This is a genomic window from Streptomyces sp. NPDC091209 (assembly GCF_044757755.1).
GTDB lineage: Bacteria > Actinomycetota > Actinomycetes > Streptomycetales > Streptomycetaceae > Streptomyces.
In genome coordinates this window covers 11,885-37,289 of the sequence record NZ_JBIVVR010000016.1, presented here as the reverse complement: position 1 = coordinate 37,289, position 25,405 = coordinate 11,885, and the positions used below count along the sequence as shown (strand labels likewise).

General features: G+C 64.0%; 14 protein-coding genes. 3 read left to right on the top strand and 11 right to left on the bottom strand.

The window, feature by feature from the left end:
• Positions 1–50: 50 nt before the first annotated feature.
• Positions 51–1,859, bottom strand: a complete 1,809-nt coding sequence (locus ACIQRL_RS34725; RefSeq protein ID WP_401339105.1) for an IS481 family transposase — start codon at positions 1,857–1,859, stop codon at positions 51–53.
• A 1,624-nt stretch (positions 1,860–3,483) separates the two neighbouring features.
• Here ACIQRL_RS34725 and ACIQRL_RS34720 point away from each other — a divergent pair.
• Entirely contained in the window at positions 3,484–5,862 is a 2,379-nt protein-coding gene (locus tag ACIQRL_RS34720) for an ATP-binding protein (RefSeq protein ID WP_401339102.1), read from the top strand.
• A gap of 4 nt (positions 5,863–5,866) precedes the next feature.
• Entirely contained in the window at positions 5,867–7,543 is a 1,677-nt protein-coding gene (locus ACIQRL_RS34715) for a DEAD/DEAH box helicase family protein (RefSeq protein ID WP_401339099.1), read from the top strand.
• Between the two features lie 310 nt (positions 7,544–7,853).
• On the opposite strand, the gene ACIQRL_RS34710 is transcribed toward ACIQRL_RS34715, so the two are convergent.
• Positions 7,854–8,627 (bottom strand): very short patch repair endonuclease, encoded by a 774-nt coding sequence (locus ACIQRL_RS34710; RefSeq protein ID WP_401339330.1) that lies wholly within the window; start codon positions 8,625–8,627, stop codon positions 7,854–7,856.
• A gap of 7 nt (positions 8,628–8,634) precedes the next feature.
• Positions 8,635–10,008, bottom strand: coding sequence for a DNA cytosine methyltransferase (locus ACIQRL_RS34705; RefSeq protein ID WP_401339096.1), 1,374 nt, complete (start codon positions 10,006–10,008; stop codon positions 8,635–8,637).
• Positions 10,009–10,125: 117 nt separating this feature from the next.
• Between ACIQRL_RS34705 and ACIQRL_RS34700 the strand changes: the two genes are divergently transcribed.
• Complete coding sequence (locus ACIQRL_RS34700; protein ID WP_401339094.1) at positions 10,126–10,977, top strand: GIY-YIG nuclease family protein; 852 nt, start codon at positions 10,126–10,128, stop codon at positions 10,975–10,977.
• Between the two features lie 373 nt (positions 10,978–11,350).
• On the opposite strand, the gene ACIQRL_RS34695 is transcribed toward ACIQRL_RS34700, so the two are convergent.
• From ACIQRL_RS34695 to ACIQRL_RS34660, 8 genes are all read right to left on the bottom strand, one after another.
• Positions 11,351–13,294 carry a hypothetical protein gene (locus tag ACIQRL_RS34695; protein WP_401339091.1) on the bottom strand — a complete coding sequence of 648 codons (1,944 nt, stop codon included), beginning with the start codon at positions 13,292–13,294 and terminating at the stop codon, positions 11,351–11,353.
• A gap of 417 nt (positions 13,295–13,711) precedes the next feature.
• Positions 13,712–14,080 carry an HNH endonuclease signature motif containing protein gene (locus ACIQRL_RS34690; RefSeq protein WP_401339329.1) on the bottom strand — a complete coding sequence of 123 codons (369 nt, stop codon included), beginning with the start codon at positions 14,078–14,080 and terminating at the stop codon, positions 13,712–13,714.
• A gap of 717 nt (positions 14,081–14,797) precedes the next feature.
• Positions 14,798–15,226, bottom strand: a complete 429-nt coding sequence (locus tag ACIQRL_RS34685; RefSeq protein ID WP_401339088.1) for a hypothetical protein — start codon at positions 15,224–15,226, stop codon at positions 14,798–14,800.
• A gap of 336 nt (positions 15,227–15,562) precedes the next feature.
• Entirely contained in the window at positions 15,563–17,497 is a 1,935-nt protein-coding gene (drmB, locus tag ACIQRL_RS34680) for a DrmB family protein (RefSeq protein ID WP_401339085.1), read from the bottom strand.
• Positions 17,494–20,940 (bottom strand): helicase-related protein, encoded by a 3,447-nt coding sequence (locus tag ACIQRL_RS34675; RefSeq protein WP_401339082.1) that lies wholly within the window; start codon positions 20,938–20,940, stop codon positions 17,494–17,496. Before ACIQRL_RS34675 ends, drmB begins: the two co-directional genes overlap by 4 nt.
• The gene (locus ACIQRL_RS34670) at positions 20,937–22,640 is read right to left on the bottom strand and encodes an NERD domain-containing protein (RefSeq protein ID WP_401339079.1); all 1,704 of its coding nucleotides are present in this window, start codon (positions 22,638–22,640) and stop codon (positions 20,937–20,939) included. Before ACIQRL_RS34670 ends, ACIQRL_RS34675 begins: the two co-directional genes overlap by 4 nt.
• The gene (locus ACIQRL_RS34665) at positions 22,628–24,145 is read right to left on the bottom strand and encodes a hypothetical protein (RefSeq protein WP_401339076.1); all 1,518 of its coding nucleotides are present in this window, start codon (positions 24,143–24,145) and stop codon (positions 22,628–22,630) included. The genes ACIQRL_RS34670 and ACIQRL_RS34665 overlap by 13 nt, the downstream gene beginning before the upstream one ends.
• A complete protein-coding gene (locus ACIQRL_RS34660; RefSeq protein WP_401339073.1) occupies positions 24,142–25,077 on the bottom strand; it encodes a hypothetical protein in 936 nt (311 codons plus the stop codon). Before ACIQRL_RS34660 ends, ACIQRL_RS34665 begins: the two co-directional genes overlap by 4 nt.
• Positions 25,078–25,405: the final 328 nt, after the last annotated feature.

Below are 25,405 nucleotides of genomic sequence, written 5' to 3'. Positions count from 1 at the left end.
TCCCAGCTGATGCCTGACGTTCTGGTCCCACGTGATGCTTGACGGTGGGCCTAGACAACATAGGGAGCCCCGTGGGGCTTGTTCGCCTTCACGTTACGGACCGGGACGTCGGTCGTGCGCCGGATCACCCGGACCTGGCCGTCCAGGTCGACCGTGATCGTGGAGTCCGACACGTGTGCGGTCACGGTCTGTCCTGCATACGTCCGGCCGAGCGAGACGACCTGCCGACAGACCATGATCGTGCCCGTTGTGCTGATCCGACGCTGCACCCGCACCGGCTCGACGCCCGGACGCGGTGGCGGTCCGGCCGGACGCAGTCCCCGCAAGCGACGGACTTCTTCGCCGCTCAGCGGGTTGGGCCGCACCCGCAACAGTTCCCGTGAGGACAGGTCGAAGAACGACAGCGTCTCGTCGTCGATGCGGATGCCCACCTGGCGGCCGCCCAGGATCTCCGCGGCCAGCACCTGGCGTCCGCCCAGGCCCACCAGGCCGCTGTTGTTCACGACCCGGTCCACCTCGAACGCCGCCCCGTCGTCGGCGGGAAGCGGGGCCGCTCCGGCAGCACGACCGCCCCGGCCGGCCAGCCGTCCCAGATCCGCCACCGACAGATGCGAACGCACGGTCTTGATCCGTGCTCCCGCGATCAGCAGATGAATCACCGAGGTGTCGGCCCAGAACGTCACCGTCAGCCCTGAGCGGGCCGGCCCCAGCCAGAACTGTTTGCCCGCGACCTGCAGATTCCCGCTCGCAGGCACCACCCGCTCGAACTCCACCGGCCCACCGGGCTCCACCGGCACCACGGCCGGAACCGCCTTCGGCGGCGCCACCTCGGCGGCATCCGGCACCACAGGCGGAACTGTCCGCTGCTGCGGGACCAGCGCCAGCACGCCGGGCACCCTCAAGCCCAGTACGTCCCGCTCCTGCTCGGGCACCGGGGCAAACCGGTCGGCAGGAGAGTCCATGCCCAGCGCCTGATGCGGCCGGACGGAGTTGTATTCCTCGACCCACGCATCCAGCGCTGCCTGAGCCGCCCCGATGCTCTCGAACGCACCGCAGTCGTCCAGGAGTTCACGCCGCAGCGTCTGATGGAACCGCTCGACCTTGCCCGTCGTGGTCGGAGAGGCCGGCTGGGTGAGCCGGTGCGCGATCCCGTTCTCCCGGCAGATCCGGTCGAACAGCACCTCACCGCCCTGCCCGAACCGGTCGGTGAACTGCTTCCCGTTGTCGGTCAGCACCTCCTCCGGCACCCCGAACGCCTGCAAGGCCCCGGCGAACGCCGAGCACACCGCCCTCCCGGTCGCCCGCTCGACCACCGACGCGATCACGCAATACCGGGAATGGTCATCCACCCCGGTCACGACCTTGGCCTCGGACAACTCCCCGGTGACCGGGTTGACCAGCATCACGCCGCCGACGATGTCCATCTGCCACAACTGCATCGGCCGATCCCGCTGCCAGCGCTTGTAATCCGACCGCTTCCGACGCCGCACCCCCGGCTCCACCAGCCCATGCCGGACCAAGATCCGATACACGGTCATCCGCGACGGCACCGGACTCACCACCCCGGACCGCTCCAGCACATGAGCGATCCGCCGCGGCCCCCACCGCGGATGCTTGCGCCGCAGCTCACACACCGCCGCCTCCACCTCGGCAGAAGCCTGATGCGGACACGACGCCGGCCTACGCGAACGATCAGCCAGCCCGGCCAGACCCGAAGCGGCATACCGGGACTTCCACCCGCTGACCGTCTGCCGCGACACCCCCAGCGACGCGGCGACCTCAGTCACGGTCGAACCCGCCAGCACCGCAAGCACAGCCCGGTATCTCTGCTCGACAACCGACAACTCCACCAGCGCCAATCCCGGCCTCCCCACACGCACCGCAACGACGCGCACAGAAAACCCGAACACGGCCACTGTCAACCATCAGCTGGGACCGAACTGTCAAGCATCTACCGGGATCGGACAGCATCTCCGATCATGGCGCGGCCAAACTTTCCCTACCTCATCAAGGCTCGCTGCGCTCGCTAGTCCGGCGGCCAACGGAGCTCATCGATCATCGCCAACCCGACCGCCGCACACTCCGCCAAGCGCATCTACGGCCGTGGCGGCCCGCATGCCACCGCCACCACGATCCGGCCTCAGGAAGGAAAGACACAACTGCGGTCGGACCTCAAGGCCCCGCTTCCGGGGCCACGCCGCACCCCTTCCGCCCGGTTGCCTACACGAGTAGGTCGGATCAACCGAGGGCCACACAAAGTGCGGCGGCGACGGACGGTCGCCGCCGCGCCGCCTCAATGTCTTCGCCACCGGCCGCACGTCGCCGCCCGTCCGTCGCCGCACACAGCGGCCACATTCCAACACGGGCACGGGGACTAGCTGTGATCCCCAACGGTGCAGGTCAAAGACGCTCTGTGTCACCGAAAGAGGCCGGATCGTGGTGGCGGTGGCATGCGGGCCGACGCTGCCAGACGCGCGGCGTACTTGCGGCCCGCTGATCCCGCACGAGGCCACCGGCCGGACAGCGGGTGCGGCCACGATGCAAGGGAGAACCCAACCCCACGCGGGGCCGGTCGGCTCCGAGACTTTAGGCAGCCACCATGGGGCGAGCCTCGAAGATCATGGCCCCAACGTCGTGCTTTAACGGGCAGGTCCACAGACTGCCCGACTCGCCGGAAGCTTACGGGGCCATAATCACTCACCCCATGGCAGCTCCCGCCCAAAGTCTCGGAGCCGACCTCTGCGGTAGTAGCCTGCGGCAGTTGCTCGAACATGCTGGAAGGAACGTGCACCATGCGAGATCGCACCGGTCGAGTGCTTGCCCCAGAGGATCCGGTGACTGTCCGCTTCCCCAGCGATCGTTCCTCAGGCTTGTACTCCGGCGCCCATGGAGTCGTTGAAAGTATCGGAACCAAGCGGGTGCGGATACGCATCACGCGTGGGCACTCGGAGTACACCGACGGCAGGAGCGAGACCTTCCTTCCCGGCGATCTTGAGTATGGGCACCACGGGAAGCCCCGAACCAGCGACCAAATGGCTGACGCCATGCTCGGTCTCAGGCGCGCCAACGTAGGCGAAGCCACGGACCTTGCCGTTCACGCTGGCGTCATCACGAGAGAACAGGCCACAGAGATAGTGCAGTTGTGGATCAAGCACACTGAACCTACTGCCCTCTGAGTCGCTGCTGTTGGTCCCGAGAGGTTCAGCGACCGCTGCACTCATGGTCGGCGCGGTGCCCGTTCCACTCTCGTACCAGAACGGGCGGTAAACCGAGGGGAATCACGGTGTACAGCGGGACGCGCCGGCCGGTCGACCCAAGGCAGGGGATCCGCACGCCAGGCCGGTGATCGCCCAACTCACACACAGGGCGGGATCGTCGGCTGTGGGCAGGGTGGTGTATTCAAGTACCAGCATCGGTACGAGCCGCCGCACATGGGCGGTGCCGGTATGGGGAGGGGCCGCGTTGAGCGTTCTTGGGGAGCCGGTGGAGCAGATAGATCTGACGCCTTCACCACAGCTGTTGGAGGCACTGGGAGACATCCCATACAAGCCGTGGCAGTGCCTGGCCGAGCTAATCGATAATTCGTTCGATGACTTCCTGTCGGATCCAGACCCGGATCCAAGGGGGACCCGTAGCGTGTCGATTACGCTGCCGAAGGCGACCTCCGCCGATCCCCAGGTGACCGTGGTCGACAACGGTCGGGGAATGAGCTTGGAGATGCTGCAGAGCGCGCTGCGTGCGGGCTACAGCGGCAAACGGCGGTATGGCAGCCTCGGCCTGTTCGGGATGGGTTTCAACATAGCCACCGCGCGCCTCGGCAATCTCACCGAGGTACGCACCACGCGAGCGGGTGACGATTCCTGGCTGGTCGTCGAAATCGACCTGCGCCGGCTGGCCCGCAACGACAGCTACGCCGCCCCCTTGCGCCGCGAACCGAAGCGTGATGCAACCGTTCACGGAACCGAGGTAACGGTACGTCGCCTACGTGACGACATCGCGGAGGAACTCAAGCGGCCCCAGCGGCATGCCGCCATCCGCAGAGAACTGGGGCGTGTCTATTCCTACCTGTTGCGGGCGGAAGGCTCCGTGCCGGGCCTCCCCGACGGCGCGGCTGCGGGACGCGGTTTCCAACTCAAGGTGAACGACAAGAGTGTCTCTCCACGGCTCCCGTGTGTATGGGATCACACCAGGTCCGTAACCCGCGAGGGCCGCGAGATACCGGCCGTGCTACCGGTCGACATCGAGCTCACACCCGCGCTGGCTTGCATGGATTGCGGTCACTGGCACCGTGCCGACCTGAACCTCGACCGGTGCGCCGAATGCGAGAGCGAGGACCTGCAGGTCCGCGAACGCCGTATCCGCGGTTGGATCGGCGTGCAGCGCTACCTGGACGAGACGGACTTTGGCATTGACTTCCTGCGCAATGGTCGCAAAATCCGCCTAAACGATCGCAGCCTGTTCTCGTGGGAACACCCCGAGACCGGAGCGCTGGTTCCGGAGTACCCGGTCGACATCCCCGCAACGCAAGGTCGCATCGTCGGCGAAATCCACCTGGACCACGTGCCGGTGGGCTATCAGAAGCTGGATTTCAACCGCGAGAGCCGGGAGTGGCGCACCGCCCTTACGCAGCTGCGCGGCGATGGCCCGATGAGGGCAAGGAAAGCCAAGGATCTCGGATACGGAGAAAACCAGTCGCCACTAGGACTGATTTTCAAGGGTTACCAGGAGAACCGTCCTGGCGCCCGGTGCCTGATCCCGGGCAACGGCCAGAAGGCCATCCACGATAGCGCCCGGACGTGGGGGAAGAACTTCCATACCGGGATGGCCGAGTACATTTCGGACGAGGTCTGGTTCCGGCATGTCGTGGGGCATGACGAGGAACACGGCAGCGGTACTGGCAAAGCCAGCAAACAACGTCCCTCGGCAAGTGGTCCGGCCACCTCCCTCGGGGCTCGTCTGGGCCTCGGTCCATTGCCGCCCACCACCCCATCGGGGGCTGAGAAGGACGATGAGGCACAACCTGATCCAGAACCTGGCGAGACGGAGACGGAAGAGCAGCGCTTCGAACGCTACCGACGCGGCGCGCGCAAACTGCTCGACCTGGTCGGCGAAGTCTCGCTTCCCGGACGCCTGGGACGCCGGCAGGTAACGGTATATGAGACCGCTCATCCCTTGCGGGACGACCGCGACCGCGATGCACCGTCGCTGGCGCGCTTGGCTGCCGGGAACAACCTCGAGGTCTACGTCTACGGAGACCACGCCGTCTTCCGCCAGTTCGGACGGGACCCCCGGGACTATGCCCTCATGGAAATGGCGCAGACGCTTCAGGCCACCCAACCGGACGGCCCGAAGGCCACCACGATCGCTGCGGACATCACTCAGCAATTTCCCGGCCAGCGCGTCACCGACTCGGCACTCCGCGACAGAATCGAGACCGTCCTCGAAAACGTACGCCGTCGTATGCGATTGCAGGCGCGGGCCGACGAGCCCGTCGACTGGTGGACGGCTCTTCCTGACTCCTGCCAGCTGCAAGCGGAGCGTGCTGCAGGACGCGCGGACTCCGCTTTGGATTGGCGTGAGGCAATCAAGACCGGCAAGTTCGTTGACCACCTCGACGCCGCTGGCGTGGCCGCGCTAATCCGAGCGGCACCTGGACGCTTCCTCGACGGCAGTGTCTTCTCAACTACCTGGGCCAGCTGGTCGGATGCCGACACGAAGGAGCGCCAGGTGGCCCAGGTCACCCGGCCGTTCGAGGTCCTGCACGAATTCATGGTCGAGCAGGGTCGAAAGTCGCGTCTGGAGTTGTCCTTGGCACGGATCACGTTGGACATGCTCGACGTGATCGTTACCCGGTTGGAGTAGGTAGGTGAGCATCTCTTTCGTAGAACCGGCGTTCCTGCGCGAAGTCGGCCCGATCGGGTTCACCCGCCAACTGGAACGCCTGGCGCTACACCTGGGATTCACTAATGTCGTGAACATCGACGGACCTGGCGACCAAGGCGGTGACCTTCTGGCCGAGCGAGAAGGTCGCCGTTGGGTCTTCCAAGCGAAGTGGAAAAAACGGGGTGCACCCGTTCCTCCAGGCGCCATAGAGGAGGTCTTGGACGCCAAAGCCCACTACGGCGCCTCGCACTGTGTTGTCGTCACGAACAGCCGATTCGGTCCGGAGACATACAAACGCCGCGATCGCCTTGCGTCAGCCGGAATGCGCGTGGAACTTTGGTCAGGCGTTGACCTGACCGAATTGTACGCGGACCCTTCCTATATGCTCGAACACCTCCCTGAACGCACGCTCCGGGATTACCAGGTGACAGCATTCGAGGAAGTCGTCGGCGATCTAGACGCCTCGGGACGGGCCCTGTTGATCCTGGCCACCGGACTCGGCAAGACCGTCATCGGGGGCGAGGTGATCGCCCGGCACCTGCGCAGCCGACCCGACGACAAAGTTCTGGTCGTCGCTCCCACGAAGGACCTCGTAGAGCAGCTGGAGCGTGCGTTGTGGCACCACCTATCCAAGAACGTGCGCACCCAATTGCTTACCGGCGACCACCGTCCCGACGACCTGCGCGGGGTCACCTGTGCCACCGTCGCTAGCGCGCTCTACTGCGCCCGGGCCGGCTATCGACCGGGGCTCGTCATGGTCGACGAAGCGCATCATGTCTCCGAGAACGGCCAGTTGGCGGACCTGCTGAACGTTCTCTCCTCAACTGAGCAGTTCGGGGTCACTGCGACCCCGTGGCGAGGGGACCGATTCGACATCCAGGAGCGTTTCGGCGAGCCGAGCTACAGCCTAGGCATCGAAGACGGCATGCGTTTGGGCTATCTCGCGGACGTACGTTATCGATTGTTCGCGGACACGATCGACTGGGACTTCGTACGGGACGCGAGTAAGAACGAATACTCCATCAAAGATCTAAACGCTCGCCTGTTTCTCCCCGAGCGCGACGAAGCGGTGCGCGACCGACTTATCGAGGTATGGAAAGCCACCGAGAAGCCGCGCGCGGTCGTATTCTGCCGCACAATCGAACACGCCGAACGCATGGCAGACCTGTTGAATGAGGTTCCGCAATGGCCGGGAGCACTCGCCGTACACGCTCGTCTTGACCAACGCGAACGCCAGTCGCGCCTGATGCGCTTCCGCAGAGGGCAGGTCCCCATCATCACCGCCGTCGACATCCTCAATGAGGGTGTCGACATCCCAGATGTGAACATATTGTGTTTCGCGCGAGTCACTCATAGTCGTCGCATCTTCGTCCAGCAGCTCGGCCGCGGACTTCGCCTCCGGACAGGGAAATCTCATGTGGAGGTACTCGATTTCGTAAGTGACATCCGTCGAATCGCCGCCATCCTGAACATCCGCAGCCAGATCGCCGCCGATGAGGTCGAGGTGTTGCGTCTCGCCGAACGCGGCACCACCTTCGAGTTTAGTGACCAACGAGCCGAAAGTCTTATGCGTGAATGGATAAAGGATGCCGCGAGCCTTGAGACGGCACTAGACGAAAGTCGGCTGCAGTTCCCCGACCCAGCGGTCTTCGGAGGCTGAGGCCAGCCACCCCTGGGCACTGGCCTGGACGGAGGCGGCCGCCGTTCCAGACGAATTCAGGCACGGCGGCCGCTTCCAAAGGCTGCTGCCGACAGCGTGCCGGGGAGCTCTTGTAGCCCACGACTTACGTCAGTTTGTCTGTGGGAAAGAGCTTCTCGGCAGGCCCCTCCGCCCGACGACGCGTCATGGGCCCACTCCATCGGCTGTCGACTGAGGCGGAGTCAAGCAGCGTGCGGGACGGCAGCAAACGGTAGGACAGTTGAGGACGGCCTGCGGGTTCGCCGGGTCAGACAAAACAGCTCGCTAGATTTTACAAGCCCACAAGACCCAGCCGCGCCTTCGCTACAGCAATCGCCACATTTTCTGCAGCCGTGCTGGGGTCATCGTGCTCCCACACACGAAGCACCGTCCAGCCAGCAGAAAGAAGGAGCTCGTTTGTCTCTGTGTCGCGCTCCACATTGCCTTTAATTTTAGTCGACCAGAAATCTGCGTTCTTCTTTGCCGGGCGACTGTGCTTGGGGCACCCATGCCAGAAGCAGCCGTCTACGAAAACTGCAACGCGCTCCCTAGGAAAAACCACGTCTGCACGCCGACGAATCTCCGGGATGGGGCGTGCGTCTACACGGTACCGCAGTCCCGAAGCGTGAAGGAGAGAACGCAGCGCTAGCTCGGGACCGGTGTCACGACCACGGTTGGCTTGCATGTTGGCGCGCACCGCGACAGAGGAGGCCTTTGAATTTTCCGGGAGGGGTTTTTCAACTAGGAACCCTTGCTCCCACGCGCATCGCCATGCTTCCGCTAGGTTGGCTCCGCGCCAATCATGTGCGACCTCGCAGACGTACCGCTCCTGCGTCTCTCCGTCTTTTGACCAGCGCAAGTATGCACGGATTCTTCTCGTCCGGCGATAGAGACGCAAACTGATAGAGGCTCGAGCATAACGATTATCATCGAGCGCCACCCAGCGGCGGTTCCTGCCACCAGCAGCCTTGTCCTGCTCGGCAGTAGGCGCTGCGGCTCCAGCCCGCCGCTTATACGCATGCTCGGGCGGGACCTCTTCCTTCCAGTGCCGACCTGCCGAATCCATAAAAGGGTCACTGCCCTGCATCATCGAGGGTATCTGCTACCGCCCGCGCAAAGTGCTCGCCAAGTAGTACTGGTACGGCGTTTCCGAGCTGGCGCATTTTCTCACCCCGCGGCCCACTGCCTTCCCAGTCATCAGGGAACGTCATGACTCGTGCGGTCTCCCTGACGGTCATGTAGCGATGCTGATAGGTCGCACCATCCCCAGGAACAGAGCCGGGCGCCAAGTCATCGAGAAGGACTACGGATTCGCCGCCAGGAACTCCGTGCACTCCGGCTTTAACAGTCTTTGCCGGACGGTCTAGTTCGTTAGGGGTATGCCCCTTGTAGATCCGCGCATCAGGCCATCCGACATGATCAGAGATCCCAAGATGGTCAGCCTGATTAGTCTTCTTATCCAACGCCTCGAGGTTGACGTTCGGAAGCGCTGGCAACCTTTCACCAGTACCGTATCCCTGAATTGCGTCTCGAAGGGTTCGCCAGGGGGGAAGATCCTCTTCTCCCAACTTAGGCTGAACACCCTTCGGAATACGCGCCCGAACTCGCTCCCGTACGTGCGGCTCAACGTGACCATGCCGCGTCCAGTACTCGCTGTTATCGTCGAGCAGCGACAGGTAGAGAGCTTCTTCGGAGTGCTTTCGCGCAGAGTAAATCTCGTAAAATTTCTCAACATCGACGGGAAGATCAGCCCGGAAGGCAACCATCACGACCCGATTACGCACCTGGGGCACACCGAAATCGGCCGCATTCACAGGGAACACCTTGACTCGATAGTGCTCCGCATTATCATCTTCGTCGGCAAGATCGACTGTGTCGCCCAGAATACCTTCCAACTTACGGTTGTGATCCTGCCACAGATCCTTGGATCCCCGGGACTCAAACGGCAAGGCAAGTTCGCGCTGGATATAAGTGAAGTAGTCCAGGAAGGAAGGCCTCAGAAGACCCCGCACGTTCTCGCAAATAACAGCCTTCGGACGCATCTCGCGAATGGCCTTGAACATGGCGGGGAACATGTTTCGCTTGTCCTCATCCCCCTTCGCCACGCCTCCAGCGCTGAAGGGCTGGCATGGCGGCCCGCCGGCCAACACATCCACCTGCCCCTGGAAGGCGCTCAGGTCCAGTTGACTGACGTCCAACGGGAAGAGGGGCGCAGGCTCACCCACGGCCGGCGGTACGGGACTGAACGACTCCGTACGCTTGACCCCGTCAACCCCGAGCGTCCTATTCGCGTTAGCCTCAAGGGTCTCGCACGCCCGCGCGTTGAACTCGTTCAACAGGAGAGGGCGGAAGCCAGCGCGGTGCACCGCCATGGCGAGGCCGCCCCCACCTGCAAACAGTTCAACGCTGGTGCGGGGCTTCTTCACGTCTCCTGGCAGGTCAACCATGGGCGAACCATACCGCGGAGTCGCCGATCCTGAGGAGCGTTCCTCCGAACGAGCTCGCAACGGCCCGTGTCGCGCCCTAGAGTGCCCTTGATCATCTGGCCAGGAGGGGAGACAGGGATGCCGAACACGGCGGGGCACCGCGGGCAGGTCACGAATCATGGTGACTTCAGACTCAGCATCACGCAGGCGCTCGGCGATCAACTAGCTGACGCTCTGGACGATCTGTCCCCTGCGCCATTGACAGAGCCCAACTTGAACGAACTGGAAGATCGCCCCGGCGTCTACCAGTTGTATCGAAATGACAAGTTCGTCTATGTCGGCAAGGCGGATAAATCACTACCGACGCGGATCCTTAAGCACCTGCGGAAGGTGTCGGGTCGCCAGGGCATCTCTCTTTCCGAAATGACTTTCACCTGTCTCTACGTGGCCGAAGATTTCTCGGCACTCGCACCCGAAAAACTGCTGATCAAGAATTACAAGAAACGAGGGGAAATCCCTTGGAACAACAACGGCTTCGGCAATAACGATCCGGGTAAGCGCCGGGACGAGACCGTCGTCAAGGAGAACCACTTTGATGCACTTTTTCGCATCGACTTGGGTCGGACGATTCCCAGAATCAAGCCGGGGGCGACTACGCTCACCAAGCTGTTGGCCCACGTAAGCAAGGAGGCTCCCTACACCTTCCGCTACGAGAAGAAGAAGATGGGAACCGCTTACAAGAAAGAGATACAGGTCCCCGAAACGGATCTGACGATTGCCCAATTGTTCGAGCTTATAGCAATTAACTTGCCGGAAGAGTGGCAGATCACCGTACTTCCGGGCCGGGCCATCATGTATCCCGACAATCGGCGCAACTATCCGAGCGCATGGCGGTACTATCGCGGAGGTCAGGTTCTCGACGTCGAACCGGAAATTGGTGAGGCAGGCGAGATCCCTGAGGAGCCTGACGCAGTAGACGATGAGGACTGACCCAACGCACGCCCGACGGCTTACAGGGTGACTTGGGGGGGCGACCGATGTCGCCCCGCCAGACTCGAGCAAGGCAGGCGCTGTGGACTATGCGTGGACTGGCGTAAGCCGAAACAGCAGTCACACTCACCTGACCAGCAAGGATCCGTAAGTAGCCTAGGGCCTCCGGAACTGTGTACTCGGATGCCGCGGCGCAAACCCACCCAGTGAGCCTGGCATCCAGCCAGAGCCGGCTCTCACCCGATTGCCGCGAGAGGGGGATGGACGGTCGATTCGCGATCGGGCGTCTTACCGTCGTTCGCCTTGGCATCGAAGGCGCCCCCACACACGCGACTCGATGAGAACGCCCTCGCTCTTCTCACGCGTTAGCGGGTCAGCGCGTGTCGTCGTCCAGCCTCCCCTCCGCGGCCTTCAGCGACTGCAGGAGTCCGTCGACGGATGTCCTGATCGCCTGTCGATCCTGGTTCGACAGGGGATCCGGAATATGCGCACCCGGCATGGCATACCTCAGCCACAGGCGGGAACGCTGAAGCGCCCGGTGAACCTGCGCGGGCATCTGGGACTCCGTGCCGGAGCGGGCCGCCTTCTCCTCCAGACTCGCGATCGCGTCGCTAACCCTGCGTCGGTCCCCGGGGGTGCTCACTGGCGCCTTCACGTTCCGCGTGACCGCTATGCGGCCGACCAACGCGTTCACCTTCCGGGTCTGCTTCCTGGTCAGCACATGGGCGTCGGCCTGCGCGCCCTTCAGAGGCATACGGGGCCGCACAGGACGTGGTGGACTCGCGTGCACGGCGAAGGCACGGTCCCGTTCGCGATCTGCCCACTCACGCAGGACGGACGAACCGGCCTGCACACTCTGCGCGTTGGCGACGCCGAGCCCGACTACAACGGCATGAAGACAGGACACGGGCTCCTGCCAGTTCCTGTCCCAGAGCAGAGCGGTGAGGACCGGCTTGCTCTCCCACAGCGGGGTGTCGATTTCGATGAGGAAACCCGCGCGCTCCTTCTCCGACATGTCGGGGTACAGGGCGCCCAGTCGCGATGCCAGATTGGCCCAGCGCAGGGTACGGCCGTGCCTGGCAGCATCGCGCAGTAGCTCGCGAGCGCGGACGGCGGCCTGGCCGCGGCTCAGTACTCCGGGGTCTTTCCCCTTTGCCCTGTCAACGGCCGGCGGGGGCGTCCGCGCAGCGACGGAGCGCACGCGCTGAGACTGCTGGGCCGGCTGCGGTGGTGCTTTCACCGCGGGCGGCTGGACAACAGGGGGCGTGTGCGGCTCGGAGGGGTCACCCGCCAAACCCGTCCGAGCTGCCTTCGCCGCGTCGAGGCGGACGTATCGGTCGAGCTGGAGAGCCCATGCTCCGTTTTCCTGAACGAGGAGTCGGGCATGGTCACCGGCGCGGTAGACGTGCTGTGCCGGGGGCAGGTCCGTGTCGTCGGGCAGGGACAGCGCCGTGCGGACGACGGGGCTGTCCATGGCTTTCACATACGCCATGACCAGGCGGCGCCCCTCGGCGGCGAACGGCGAATTGTCGGGTGCAGGCGCTTCAGGATCGAGTGCGAAGACGACGGAACCGTCGACGGGGAAGGCGAACGGCTTGGGGCGCGGCGGGGCCAGCCGTATCGCTTCTATGGCCGGCGCCATCAGACCGCCGGGCGTGATCCGGCAGTCCTCCAGTCGGCTCCATCGCACCTCCAGCTCGGCGTAGCTCTGGGCTCCGATGTGGACCCGGCGCTCACCGCCGACGGTCTCCAGCCGGAACCGCAGGCTGTAGCCCTTGCGGGCGAGGAGTTCCCTAGTGAGGGTGCCGTCTGTGCCGAATAGCCAGTCGACCTCGTCCACGTCGTCCCCAAGGGCCAAGTCGGCCGCTCGCCAGCCCCGGTGGTCGAGGCCGGCGAGCTGGAAGCGCAGTCTGCGACGGGCTGCGGGAAGGTGCAGGTCCACGGCGCCGCCCGGGCTTGACCCGAGGTCTCGGCTCTCCACGGTGCCTCGCTGCTTGTCCCTGCCGAGGAGGTCGCGCAGGCCCCGCTTGATGAAGAGGTGGTCCGCGCTGGACTCGCCCACTGCGGAACGGCCGCACGTCGGACCGCCAGGTTGGTGGGCGAAGTGGCACACCTTGTCGTGGTAGAGCCTGTCGCTCAACTTGCTGCCGCAGCCGCCAAGTTCGTATCCGCACCAGTAGGTGTAGCCGGGGTGGCGCCGACGCCAGGCGTCCAATTCCCCGGCGTCCATAGGCAGGATCACCGGGTGATCGGAGTAAGCGTCGCCGACCACAGCCGTCTGAACGAGACGGTGGTCGTATCCGAGAACGGGGCTCACGCGAAGAGTCGCCTCCTCATACCTCGCGCCCGCTTCGACTTGGGCGCGCTGCGGATACACGGACGGACACATGGATCCGGACACGCACGGCGCGATGAGTGTCCGGCAGACGCCTGATGTCGGAGCCAGGCACACTCAGACGTTGGAGCGGAATATAGAGCACGAGCCGCCACCTGCGAAGATGCGGTTCTGACATAGGTCGTCCCGGCACGGCCGCAACACGGATCTTTACCAAGTTCTGTAAGAGCTTCGGCCAAGCCATGGCGGACTGCAAAGAGCTGCCAAGCAGCGGAGACGCGCTCTAGTAGCACCTGTGCCACTTCCGGCAGGAACGCGGCGAGTGTCCGTGTCCGGGCCGCCGGCCACAGACGGCTGTAACACCCTGAGTGTTACAGCCCGTCAGCGAAGCTGGCCTCTTTAGGTTTTGCCCCCCAGACCTTCGTGCAGCTTCAGGGCTTCGACACGGAGGGCCTCTGTGAGTGCCTCCCTACCCGCGCCATACGTCTTATTGGCGTGACAGTTGGGACAGAGAGCTATCATCGCGCTCGGATGGTCGCGTCCTCCTGCGGCATGATCGTCGATGTGGTCCACCTGGAGTAGCGACTTACCGGCAGACGTGCGGTACGGCAGGTCGCGTTTGAAACACTGAGGGTTCTCGCACTGGTCCTCGCAACGCAGCAAGACGGCTTGACGCGCTTCGCCGTCTCGCACCCGGCGCTCACCCGTGTGCTGTCGTCGTTCCTCGTGAAGTCCAGCCCGTTCCCGCTCCAGCACACGACGGCACATTGCTCGGTACGCGGCTCCCCGAGACATCCGCACGCGCATTCGGCGTGACGCGTACGGCATCGGCTCAAGCCAAGCGGGCCGGGCAGGAGCATCCCACGCCTTCCTGAGCTGCGGAGTTGCCCCGGGGAATAGCTCAGCCAGCGCCAGAACTCGGTGCTGCCCATCTACTACTACTGCAAGTCCCGTATTTGTCTTGCCGGAGCCGGTCCCGAGCTGAGCTAGAGCGGTCACTTCCGAGGAGCCAGCCGACATCGTCTGCGCGTGGGCAGCAAGTACGGCCTTGATCCCCACGCCGAAACGCCCGAGCTGGCCGCTCCGCTGTCGCGGCCCCGTCACTTTGCGCAGAATCTCCGGATACGCGCTGTCATACGTATCTTCCACAGCCCCTCCCCCAAGTTGCCCTGTCGGGGCACCATCCCACATGCCACTGACAGCGCCCGTGATACCGCTTCACCGGCCCCAGATGATGAGCGGCGCGAGTCGAGCCTCGCCGGTTCGGGAATCCGGACGTCATCTAGTTGGTGGCGCAGCCCGTGGCGAAGCCGTTCTCTCAATAGGCCCAAGAGCCGGAGGCGAATTCCAACTTCGCACTATCTGCGATACACAAGGGCGCCGCACACCTGGCGAGATCAAGGAGCCTGCTGGTCAGGACACATTCGCAAGCCGAACTCTGATTGTGCTCCGGAACCGTGGATGGAGGCAGGGGGCGAGATCGGGTTACGTCAGAAGCTGCCACTGGTCCCGCCAAGCGGTGACGTCCTCGGGCTTTATGACGGTGCTCCTTGAATCGGGGTTGCGAGGGCGTACACCTCCCACTTGCTCCAAGAACCGCTTGTGGCGGGTTTGTACTTCGGCACGCAGCGTGTCGCCGTCAGCAACGTAGAAGTACCTCCCGTCCGCTGTGATGTGGACCAGTATGACTCGGGTACAGGTCAAAGCTGCGAACTTCTCGATGTCCGCAATCATCCAAGCGCCCTTGGCGGCCACCATCACTTGCGCGGTGTGGCCGCCAACCTCGATGTAGGTTTGGGCGCCTTTTAGTCTGGCCGGCAGCCCCCGCAGGAGCGCCTCGGCAACAGCAAGGTGACGTCCTGCCTGGTGAGTTTGTGCGTGGGTGCGAGAAGCCATGGGCATGGCGACCAGCATGCCCCACGATGTGGCGGGAGTGAAGCGGCGTCATGCCCCGGATCAAAGTCAGCGTCTTCTGGTATTGAGTCGCAGCAGTCTGTGGCTGCCCAAGGTCCGTGCGTGCCAGACGTGCGCCAGATCCTTCGGGGAACAACGGGGAACGGCCCCGGGTTCACTGTTCCCAAAGATCCCGCACCCAGCTAATTAGCCGAGTGCGGGGCCTTGTCACCTGTTCAGCCGAATGCGGCGGAGTACAACACTCTGCCAGTGATCACGTAATGGCGACGTCAGGCGTCACCACGTCGCCCGCGAGGCGCATTCACCGCAGGTACTTCACGCAGGTGAACAACGCGGCTACAGCGCAAAGTCCGAGAAGAACCCTAGGGTTGGCTTATCGAACGTACCGATCACCAAGCCTCGGTCGAGGAAGCGATTGAACTCCTCGCAGCTCGTCTCAGGCAGCAGTGCACAGCCATGACAGGCGGCCAAATTACACGAATCGGGGCCTTGGCCCTTCTCTCCTGCATCCATACACACCGGATCCGTCGAGCACCAGCGTGCATCGCTCAAAGCGGACGCGAAGACGGCTCGCAAGTGCTCTTGCCGGGCCATCCGGACAAGGCCTCCCATGGTGCCCTCAGAGTCGCCAGCTGCGGTGTAGATCAGCAGACCAGCCATGTCACGCCCACTCTGTTGTGATACGTAGAGACGCTCCCGCAACGATGCTGAGCTATAGCCACTGGTGAATACAAGCTCGTTGATCAGAAGGTGTCCGAGCGTGTGCAGCATTACGAACCTCGGACTGAGGTCTCGGAGTCGCCCGCCCCGATCCGTGATCACTTGCGAATGGCGCTGCGCAATCATGTCTGCACGCGCCTGAACTTCGCCCTGAGCCTCCCACTGCGCGAGCCGGTCGGGGTCGAGCTCGAGGTAGATGCCCTCGCCCTTCACCACATACGCCGGGAGCCAGTCCCTGTCCGGCGGCAACGCGCGGCGCCGGAGCATGGCCTTGCCTACCGGCAGCTTTAGCTCACCGTCGCGTCCTCTCGTGAAGCCCCGCAGGGCACGCGTCTCCTGGAGGACCCTCACGCTTCTCACCCTGCCGATGTGTGAACTCAGATCAGCGTGGATACCGGGGTCGGTCGCGCGCAGGGCATCGTCATCGGGGGTCTCGCGGAGCCTCTTGAACTCGGGGTAGCGCCAGATGTCGTCGCTAGTCAGGTCGTCCGCGCCGTCTCCCCCGCCCTCGTCATCGATCCCAATGCCGTGCCGATCGTGGTACATGGCGAGAAGTTGCTCGTCGCTGTACGAGTCGAAGAGCTCGGGTGCCAACTGCTTCCGGAGCATTGCAGGGGTCGCGTCAGGACCCGCGAACGAGTGGACGATCTCCATGACCACGCCGACGTCAGCCCGCTTCAGGAGCTCTCGCATGGCATCGGTTACGACTCCCTCCTGTTGTGGCAGGAAGATCGATGATTCGACCCGCGGGAAGTAGACGTTGCCGGCAGCTCGGAGGGCGCCACGAATGGGCTTGTCGCACGGCCCGTCTACCTCATGGAGCCACGGACGGGCTCCCGAGCAGCGGTAGGGGTCGCTGCGTCCGGCTAGGTTCTCGGTGAGGACGGTGCTTTCCAGGCCGTCGTCACCGCGACGGCCGCCCATCGTGATGCCCTGCAGAGTGCGGGACTCCCCACACCCCAACCGTTCGTCGTGCTTACCCTTGTCGTCGAACCCGCAGCGGACGACCTGTCCTTCAAGCCCTCCGCCGCCGGTCGAGAACAGCCGCAGCACGCCAGTGCAATGCGGGATCCTGGACCGGTGCACCCACTTGTCGAACGGGAAATCGTCGACGTGTCCGCTCTCGCAGATGGCCACGAAAGGCACTTGTGCCATACGGGGACCTTTCCCACGCCCTCCCTCATGGGAGAGGTCTCCGCAGCGGACGACGTCCTGGAAGCTCAGCGTCGTCAGTTTGAGCCGCTTGCAGTACATGCAAAAGCACCAGCGGGGGAACCGCAGAACAGGAACCGTCAGCTTGACGTTGCGCTGGTCCTTGCCGCTCCCAACCGACCGGAAGTCCGGAGGCAGCCGGAACCCGGCCACTTTGAGACGAGCTTCAAGGCGCCAGTCGTGGACGACGAACTCCTCCAGCGCGAGGTTAGGATCATCCTTCGGGTACCAGTGGTCTAGACCGGCTGTAATCACCGACGTACCGTCAACGAGCACGCTCATCGCACCCACGCCGAACGGCGCCACAAGCTGCGCCCGCCGAATGCTTCCGCTACTCATGCCTCACTGTCCTCTGCTGCCAGGTCATCCATGACGTACGCCCGCGTGATCTCCAGTCGGCACTCCGCGTCGACGCTGCGCATGCTCATGGGTGTATCCCAGGTGATCGTCTTATTGTCGGGATCGGCGAGCTCGCCGGCCGGGCGCATCAGGCCCTGCTTTGGGTCGCCATCGAAATACGTGCTCGCGGCCCACGCTGTCCGCTCACCCAGGCCCCACTGACGGGCCCGCTCCGCGGCCCAGTGGTCAAAGATGGGGACCTCGTCGGGGTCTGCGAGCTCGGCACGCTGTCGCAAGAGCGCGACCGCCGCGTCGTATGCAGCCTTCGGGAAGGGATACGGCTCGAGGTCGGGATCCAGTTGCCGCATGCGGGAGATCACCGCAGCGTGGAGTGCACGCTTCAGAACAGGCTCGGCAAACGGCGTAACGGATGTCGGTTCGACTTGGGCGTACAGCTGCTGGTGGTACGTCCGAAACCGCTCGTAGTGGCTCCGGTCGCGCGGCTTCGCGGCGCCGTAGATCGTGATGACAAGGCCGGGCGCTCTCGGATCGCGGCCGACACGGCCGCTGACTTGGATGTACTGGGCAGTCGTCTTCGGCTGGCCCACGATCGTCATGAGGCCGAGGCGGGACACATCGATACCGACCTCGATGATGTTGGACGCGAGGCAGATGTCGATGCAGTCCGGCGAAGGGAGCTTCTCCTGCAACTGCTCGATCGCCTTGGGGATCTCGTCGCTACGCCGACGCGACGTTAGTTCCATCGCGTTGCGGGGCCAGCGCGGCGCGATGCCGTCGCGGCGCTGCAATCCAACGAGGTAGTCAGGCACGTCGGACTGCAGAAGCGAGACCGTGTTGCCCAGCTCTCGCAGGCTATTCAGGAAGTTGAGGTTCGTCCAATAACTGTCTCGGTCGGTCTCGTCCGGAATCTGCGGTCCTGCCTGAAGCGTCGCGGCGGCAACGCGGACCTGCACGGTCTGCGTCGAGCCAAGCGAGGAACTCATGACCCCCAAGTACTTCCGGCCGGGGGCGGGCGTTCCATCCTCCAGTGTTGCCGGCTCGGCGAAGAACGAATGCCCCTCGGTCAACCCGTGCGGCGGGAACAGCGCCACTTCAGTGCGCCCGAACAGTCCCTTGATCTGGTCCTCGTAGCGCCGGACGGTCGCGGTCGACGCGATGATCTTCGCGGGAATCGGATCCCCTTCACCCGGATCGGTAGTCAGATCGTCGATCACCGGCTCGTAGAGGCCAACCATCGACCCGAGCGGGCCGGAGATTAGGTGCAGCTCGTCCTGGATGATGAGACCCGGTGGCGAGTACAGACGCTTGCCATGCTCATCGAACCCGAACAAGTAGCGCGCCTTGGGGCGCCACGCCATGGTCGCGAACTTGTCGACGGTGCCGATCACGATCGACGGCCTGGACTCATAGATGTCGTCGTCGACGACATGCACCGGCAGCGTTCTGCGCCCGCTGAAGCGGCAGTGCTCGTCGATACACTTGAGCACGAAGCGGTTGCCCGACCATACGTACCCCGGCGTGTCCTGCCCCTTTTTGGCACGTCTTACGGGTCCCATCTTTGTGCCACACCAAGGGCACTTGAGGAGCAGGAACCGGTTCGACGCGGTGGAATCCGAACGCAGCTTTTTGAGACTCGATTCGGCGCTCTTCCACGTGTTCGGCGTTGAGTCGCCACCAAGCCAGACGCCGATACCGAATGGCGTCTCCCCGAGCTCTTCCTCGTTCTTGGAGCGCATGTCCTCAAGCACGCAAATCAGGGATGAAGCCCGAAGGAACTGCTGGGCGGTCAGGAGCCGCAGGGTGTAGCGCATCAGGGTGTCAGTGCCGGCGTCGTCCCGATTACGCAGACGACGAGCGATGAGCGAGATGGCCGAAGCGCCCAAGTAGGCCTCGGTCTTTCCGCCACCAGTCGGGAAGAAGATCAGGTCGACCACGGACCGCTTCGAGTGCGTCGGGTCGACGAGCTCTGGCAGGCTCGCCAGCACGAACGCGACCTGGAAAGCACGCCACCGCCCGTCACGGGGTCCGGGCACGGCGTCCGGATGTGCGCCGACAGGACTATAGACGCCCTGCGCGTCAATTTTGACCTCGCGGGTGTCAAGGCGAGAGCGAACCTGCTGATAGAGCATCGCGAAGTTGGCGAGCTGGAAGGCGCGCGCCGCCAGAGGGTCATGCAGCACGAGCTGCCAACCCTCGTCCATCCGCTTGAGCGCCTCGCGGCAGAGCCGCATGTGCCGCAATGCCGCCGGGTGGAAGCGTTTGTCGAGATCGTGGATCGAGGCCTCGCGCTGTTCGATCCATTCGCGGTACAGGCTGAGCACCTTCTCGACCTGGGCATCACCCTCAGGGGTCTGCTTCGCAAGCTCGGCCATGCTGACGCTGACTGAGGTCCGACTTCCGTCCTGATGTACCTCGTAGACGTCAGGCGTCAAACTCGCGACTTCGTACGCCGGCATGGTGTCCGCCTCGACCCAGGTCACGGACTCGGAGTCCTCCCAAGCGGCGGCGCAGCCGTGACCGATCGCGTACGTGAGACGCTCGCGGTAAAGCAGCGCGATCGACTCCTCTTCCTCGTCACTATCTGGTTGTTCGACGTCCGGGTAGGGCTCGATCCGGAGGCCTCCCTGTGCAGTTGCTTTGAACCCCATCTGGAAGAAAGCGCTGCTCGGTCCCGTACCGGGTACCTCGTTGGTCACGGCCAGGGTGACGAGTCGGAGATCTGTATCAGGCTCCCCCGGCACCATCCGGCTGAAGACACTGAGAGTCGGCACCTTGGCGGGAGCAATCTTCGGCTCACTCACCGACGCCGCCGTCGGCACGACCTTGATCCTGTGCACCTCGTTGAGGAGCGTGGTGCCGGATACCGTCGCCTCGAGCTCGAACGGTCGGCGCACCCACCAGTCGAGATCCGAGACACCGGGAATTGTTACGACGACCCGGTCGTAGTACGCGCCGGTCACGCGCACGCCGAGCGAACCATCTGACGGCACCCTGACCTTGAACGAGATCGCCATAGCCGAAGGTTTCCGCCGGTTGGCGTCGGAGAGGTCGAAGTCGTCCGTGTCAACCTCATCCCGGGCGACGTGCCCCTTCACTTCGACCGGCGCCTGATCAGGGTTTTCCTCGCTCTGGGGAGTGCCGCCGATCACGACAGGGTCCTCGTCGACGGCTGTGCCCCCGGCGCTCCCGCCGCTGGAGAGGACACCCACGCCGTACCGCCGCAGCGGGTCGGAACGCGTCAGCACCTCCTCAAGGGTGTCGCGGTCATGAAACTGCCCGTGGCTCTCCTCCTTGGTCGTGAACCTGCACTTCGGTCCCGAGCAGTCAATCGGGGTGCCAAGCGGCTGCTCGCCCGATTCCGGTCCGAACAACTCGCGGCGCACCGCGGCCTCGACGATGCCGCGCGCTTCCTGACCAGTCACCGCTCACCCTCCATACCTGCGCGCAGCGTGTCAGCCTCAATGACTCCGTACAACCGGTCGGTCGCTCTGGTGAGTCCGACGTACATGAGCGACTCGAAGTTAGGCACGAGCTTCCGGTCGAGATCTGTGACCACGACCGCCGGCGCCTCAAGGCCCTTGAACGCCTGAATCGTGGCGTACTGCACTTCACCCTTTCTCCGCACCTGGCCGGTCACCGGTTGCAGGATTTGCCGGAGCCACTGATCGTTCGTAGACGCCGCGACTGACCCTTCCGCCAGTGGGCTGAGCACGACAATCTCATCCAGCTTGTAGTGGTCATCCCGAAGCCGCCGGATCGCCTCCAGCAGCAGTGACGTCTGGTCACTCCCAGCCTCGTACTTCAGCCATCCGGGGTTTATTCCGTCGTCGCCGCGGCGGAACTTCCGGTAACCAGGCTGGAGGCCACTGAAGATGTTGACGCTGTGACCGATGCGCGGCAGGTTGCGGCAGTTCATCGTCAGTCGATAACTGGGCAAAAGGGGCATCCTCGCGCGAAGCAGTTCCCGGCCCGCGCCATCGTCGTAGATCGCCTGCCGCTCAAAGTCACCGAACAGCAGCACACGCCCTGACCGAAGACCCCCTTTGACCATCAGATCAAGAACATCGAGATACGACTCGCTGAGGATGTCTTGGACCTCGTCGATCACGAGGAAGTCCACCGCCGCGTCGTCGCCCATCGCAACGATGCGCTCCATAGCTCGTTCCGGAAGCTCCTCGGTCCAGAACTCGGCCGGTGGGTCGACGGGCGGCTTCACCCCGGCGACCGCCAGCAGTTGACGATGCAGGGTACCGACCTTCAGGTCTGGGTCCTCAGGCATGTCGGTCATTAGGCGCCTACCGAGCAGACGGTTAAAGCAGAGCAAGCGGCCCTGATGCCCCTGGGCAAGCTCACGCCGCGCCGCTTCCATGGCCAGGAGTGTCTTGCCAGACCCAGCCGGCCCGGTGAAGAGCACCGCCTGATTGTCGGTCATAGAGTCGAGGGCCTCGTATTGCTCTTCGACGAAGTGGACAAGCTGGTCCTGGCGGGCGTGCCTGAGGTCGCCGGCGACCACTGCCACCTCGAACTGGGGCCGCAGCAGAAACGCGACCCGTTGGGCAGTCGCCTCATCGGGGCCGACCCCGCCGTACGCGACATACGTGGTCTTGTCGAGGTGCGCAGTGCCTGTCTTGATCGTGCGCATCACGGCAGCCGTGACGCCGTTCTTGAGGTCCTCGGAATCAAGCACCTGCCAGTCGTGCCACTCGGGCGACTCGGGAAGCATCGTCCGCGCGCGCACGGCTGTGAACCACGCGGCGCTGAGCACTGGAATCGAGCTGAGGTTGACCTTCTTCTTCAACAGGTACTTACGCAGGCTGTGCATCGCGTCGCTCGCCTGCTTGAACGGAGCCCGCGCAGTCGGAGCGTCATTGCCAAGCTTCCACACCCCATTCCGGTAATCGAACGTCAGGTGCGACTTCACTTCGATGACCAGTATCCCGTGGTCTGGCACGATGACGATGAAGTCAGCCTCCCCCTCAGGCTTCTTCACATGTTCGGCAATCGCAAGCGAGTGCAGCACGATCCAACCGTCGGTGCCATCACTCTCGGCGAGTGCCTTGTATAGCGCCTGCTCCCCCGGCGGTGCACTCGTCGGGAAGTATGACGGAATCATTCGAGCCATTCGCCGCTCCGATCGAAGAAGGGGGCCCGCATGTGCGGCCGCGACACGATCTCTGTGTACGGGGAACGCGCCTGCACCTTCGCGACCACCATGCTCCGGAAGCCCTCGCGCTCGATCTCCAGACTCATGCGGCCGTCACGTTCGAGGGCCGCCAGATCAGCGCGGCTCACCGCGTCCTCCAGTTCTTCGCGCAGATCCGCGCTGGCCTGGTAAACAGCGCGGCGCAGTGCCATCGCATTCCGATGCGATGGCTCCACAGCCAGGCCCAGCCACTCAAGCAAGAGAACCAGATCATGCTCATGCTTCGGGCTGATCAGTCTCGCCTCAGTCCACGCCTGGACGCGCGCCGCCGACTTGACGCCTCGCCCTCGCAGCTCTGAGATGCTCGCTCTCGCACCCCTGCTCGCGAGCCGTTCCTCCAACGCCGTCTTCCATCCGCGCTGGGTCTCCTCGATTGCTGCGGCGCGCGGTCCCATGAGACGCAGCGCAGCCTCGTACATGGCGCCATGCTCCGTCTCTCCATCGCGCAGCACCAGGTACGTTCCCGGCACGACGTCCTCGACCGCGGCGTACGTCACCCGTTCGCCCTCAGGCTGACGCGGGTCAAGCACCCGGATCCGGTCGCCATCATCTAGCCAGATAGCGAGATTGCCTGCGAGCAGGACCTTCCACGCCTCAGCTTCGTCCGGTCCCGGCTCACGATCACCAGAAGTACGCCCGCGCCATACCGGCTGCGGATAGTACGTGTCCTCTATCGACTCAGCGTCGGAGACAGGCGACTCTGGCTCGCTGAGATCGCCGACGGTCCGCTCCCTAACCCTGGCTTTCATGGCACCGTCGGCATGGTCGGCGAACCGCGATACCGGAATTGCCCTATGGCGGAACCATGCTGGCATGAGGAAGGTGAGCTCGTCCGCCGTCGGCGCCGTCACCAGGGACGGCGGGAAGAAGCACGGTGGCCCGGCAACATATAGCTGCTCAACGCGCTCGCCCACGTGGCTGAGCTCGCCGGGTAGCAGCACGGGAACGGAGAGCGAGTTAAGCCACTCCTGCAGTCCCGCCCGGGCCCGACCGCTGCTGGCCACGACAGCGCAGATCGACGGGTCCGCCTCTTCGATCGAGCGCCAGAGCTCGTCGCCGACCGGCGAATCCGTCTGACGTACGCACTGGGCTGCTGTGGCGATCTCATCTAGGAGTGCCTCGTCTGCTACTGCGCCGCGGAGTATGCGCGCTTCACGGACGACCGCGTTGGCGGCCTCGGTAAGAGCAGGATGGAATTCGCCGGGCTGGGGCTGCGTCATACGGCGCCAGCGCAGGGCATTCGCCGCACGCAGCAGGTCACCCATAACGTCGTTGCCGTTCTCGCTGACGGTGTGCGCGAGGCGTCGAACCGCAGCATTGAGCCGTGCACCCGCCGGATCGCCAATCACGAAGATCTCAACGCCGTGGCGTACGACTTGGACGGATGCCTTATACCGCCTGATGACGTCGTGCACCCGGCTCATAGCGCCACCGTGAACGCAAGCGCCTCGACGCCGCCGACAGGCTGCCAATACAGCTCATCCTTCAGGCCGACGGGGCGGCTGTTGGAGCTCCGGGCTTCCATGATCGTCTCTGCGGCGGACTCGTCCGCAACCGATCGGTCGATCACGCAGACGACAATCGGCGCAGGAATGTCGTTGAGGTACTTAATCGCACCATAGCCGTCGAGGATGGCGGCTTGCTGCTGCTCGACGAGGTGCGGCTCGTCCGCCAGTTTCGGGGCCGACACCACCTGGGTCGACCACGTCGCCGCTCCCTTCACTTCGGGCAGCACATAGTTCGAGAGCGGGCACGGCACATCCTTCGGATCCCCAACTTTACCGATACACGCTGCTAGGTCCTCTCGTAGCCACTTGGCGGTGCCAACGAGGACGAGGTCCAACGGAGGAGCGGCCATCCGCTCCGCCCATGAATCTGACGCACCAACGAGCTGCGCCAGGAAACCCGGTGCCGGCAGGACTGAGTGCGACGATTCCACCGCCGAGTCGAGCTCGAACACTGCCTTGTATCGCGCCACCGGCAGCACTTTGTCGGCGACGAGGACCCGCAACTCTCCGGAAGCGGCTTGAAGCCACGTAAACGCGCCGGTGTTAATACGGTTGCTCGTCACCGCACGAAGGTACGTCCCCTGGGATGCCGCCCGGAAGACATCGATCGGATCCGCAAGCTCAGGCGCTGGGCTGGACAGCATCCAGCCGCTGGCGATGAGCGCGGCCGCATAGTCGCGCTGCGGAACCGAGATGGCAAGCACCAACTGCCGTCCATTGAGCTTCGGTATGAAGTCACGGAGCCTTGAGCCAAGCACGATGAACGATCCGATCCACGGAGCCCATTCGACCGCTTGGTCAGGACCGTCCGCCAGGCCGACCCTGACTGGCGAGCGTCCCTCCGTCACCGTGGCTGACTCCCTCCGGCCTGGCATGTGACTCTTTCTTGGGGCTGGACCGGATACTTCTACCTCGGCGTCAACATGCGGGACCGTGTTCCACAGCGCATTGCCCTCACCGAAGAACTTTGCCGAGTGCGCCTCGTGCTGCTGCTTGTACTCAGACCTCATCTAACCTTTCCAGCTTCCCCACCCCAGGCCGTGTCCCCATCCACGGCTGTAGGCCCATGCTCTCGCGCCCCGTTCGGCGGTGGCCCTGCCATCCGCCGAGACCAGCACACGCCACTTACGGGGCTCTTCACGCGATAGGCGTACGCGCTTGTTCGCTCACCCAGCT

Bases quoted from the DNA above. Each gene is read 5' to 3' on its own strand.
- ACIQRL_RS34710 (WP_401339330.1), bottom strand. From the start codon at position 8,627: ATGGATTCGGCAGGTCGGCACTGGAAGGAAGAGGTCCCGCCCGAGCAT.
- ACIQRL_RS34705 (WP_401339096.1), bottom strand. From the start codon at position 10,008: ATGGTTGACCTGCCAGGAGACGTGAAGAAGCCCCGCACCAGCGTTGAA.
- ACIQRL_RS34700 (WP_401339094.1), top strand. From the start codon at position 10,126: ATGCCGAACACGGCGGGGCACCGCGGGCAGGTCACGAATCATGGTGAC.
- ACIQRL_RS34690 (WP_401339329.1), bottom strand. From the start codon at position 14,080: ATGTGCCGTCGTGTGCTGGAGCGGGAACGGGCTGGACTTCACGAGGAA.
- ACIQRL_RS34685 (WP_401339088.1), bottom strand. From the start codon at position 15,226: ATGCTGGTCGCCATGCCCATGGCTTCTCGCACCCACGCACAAACTCAC.
- drmB (WP_401339085.1), bottom strand. From the start codon at position 17,497: ATGAGTAGCGGAAGCATTCGGCGGGCGCAGCTTGTGGCGCCGTTCGGC.
- ACIQRL_RS34670 (WP_401339079.1), bottom strand. From the start codon at position 22,640: ATGGCTCGAATGATTCCGTCATACTTCCCGACGAGTGCACCGCCGGGG.
- ACIQRL_RS34665 (WP_401339076.1), bottom strand. From the start codon at position 24,145: ATGAGCCGGGTGCACGACGTCATCAGGCGGTATAAGGCATCCGTCCAA.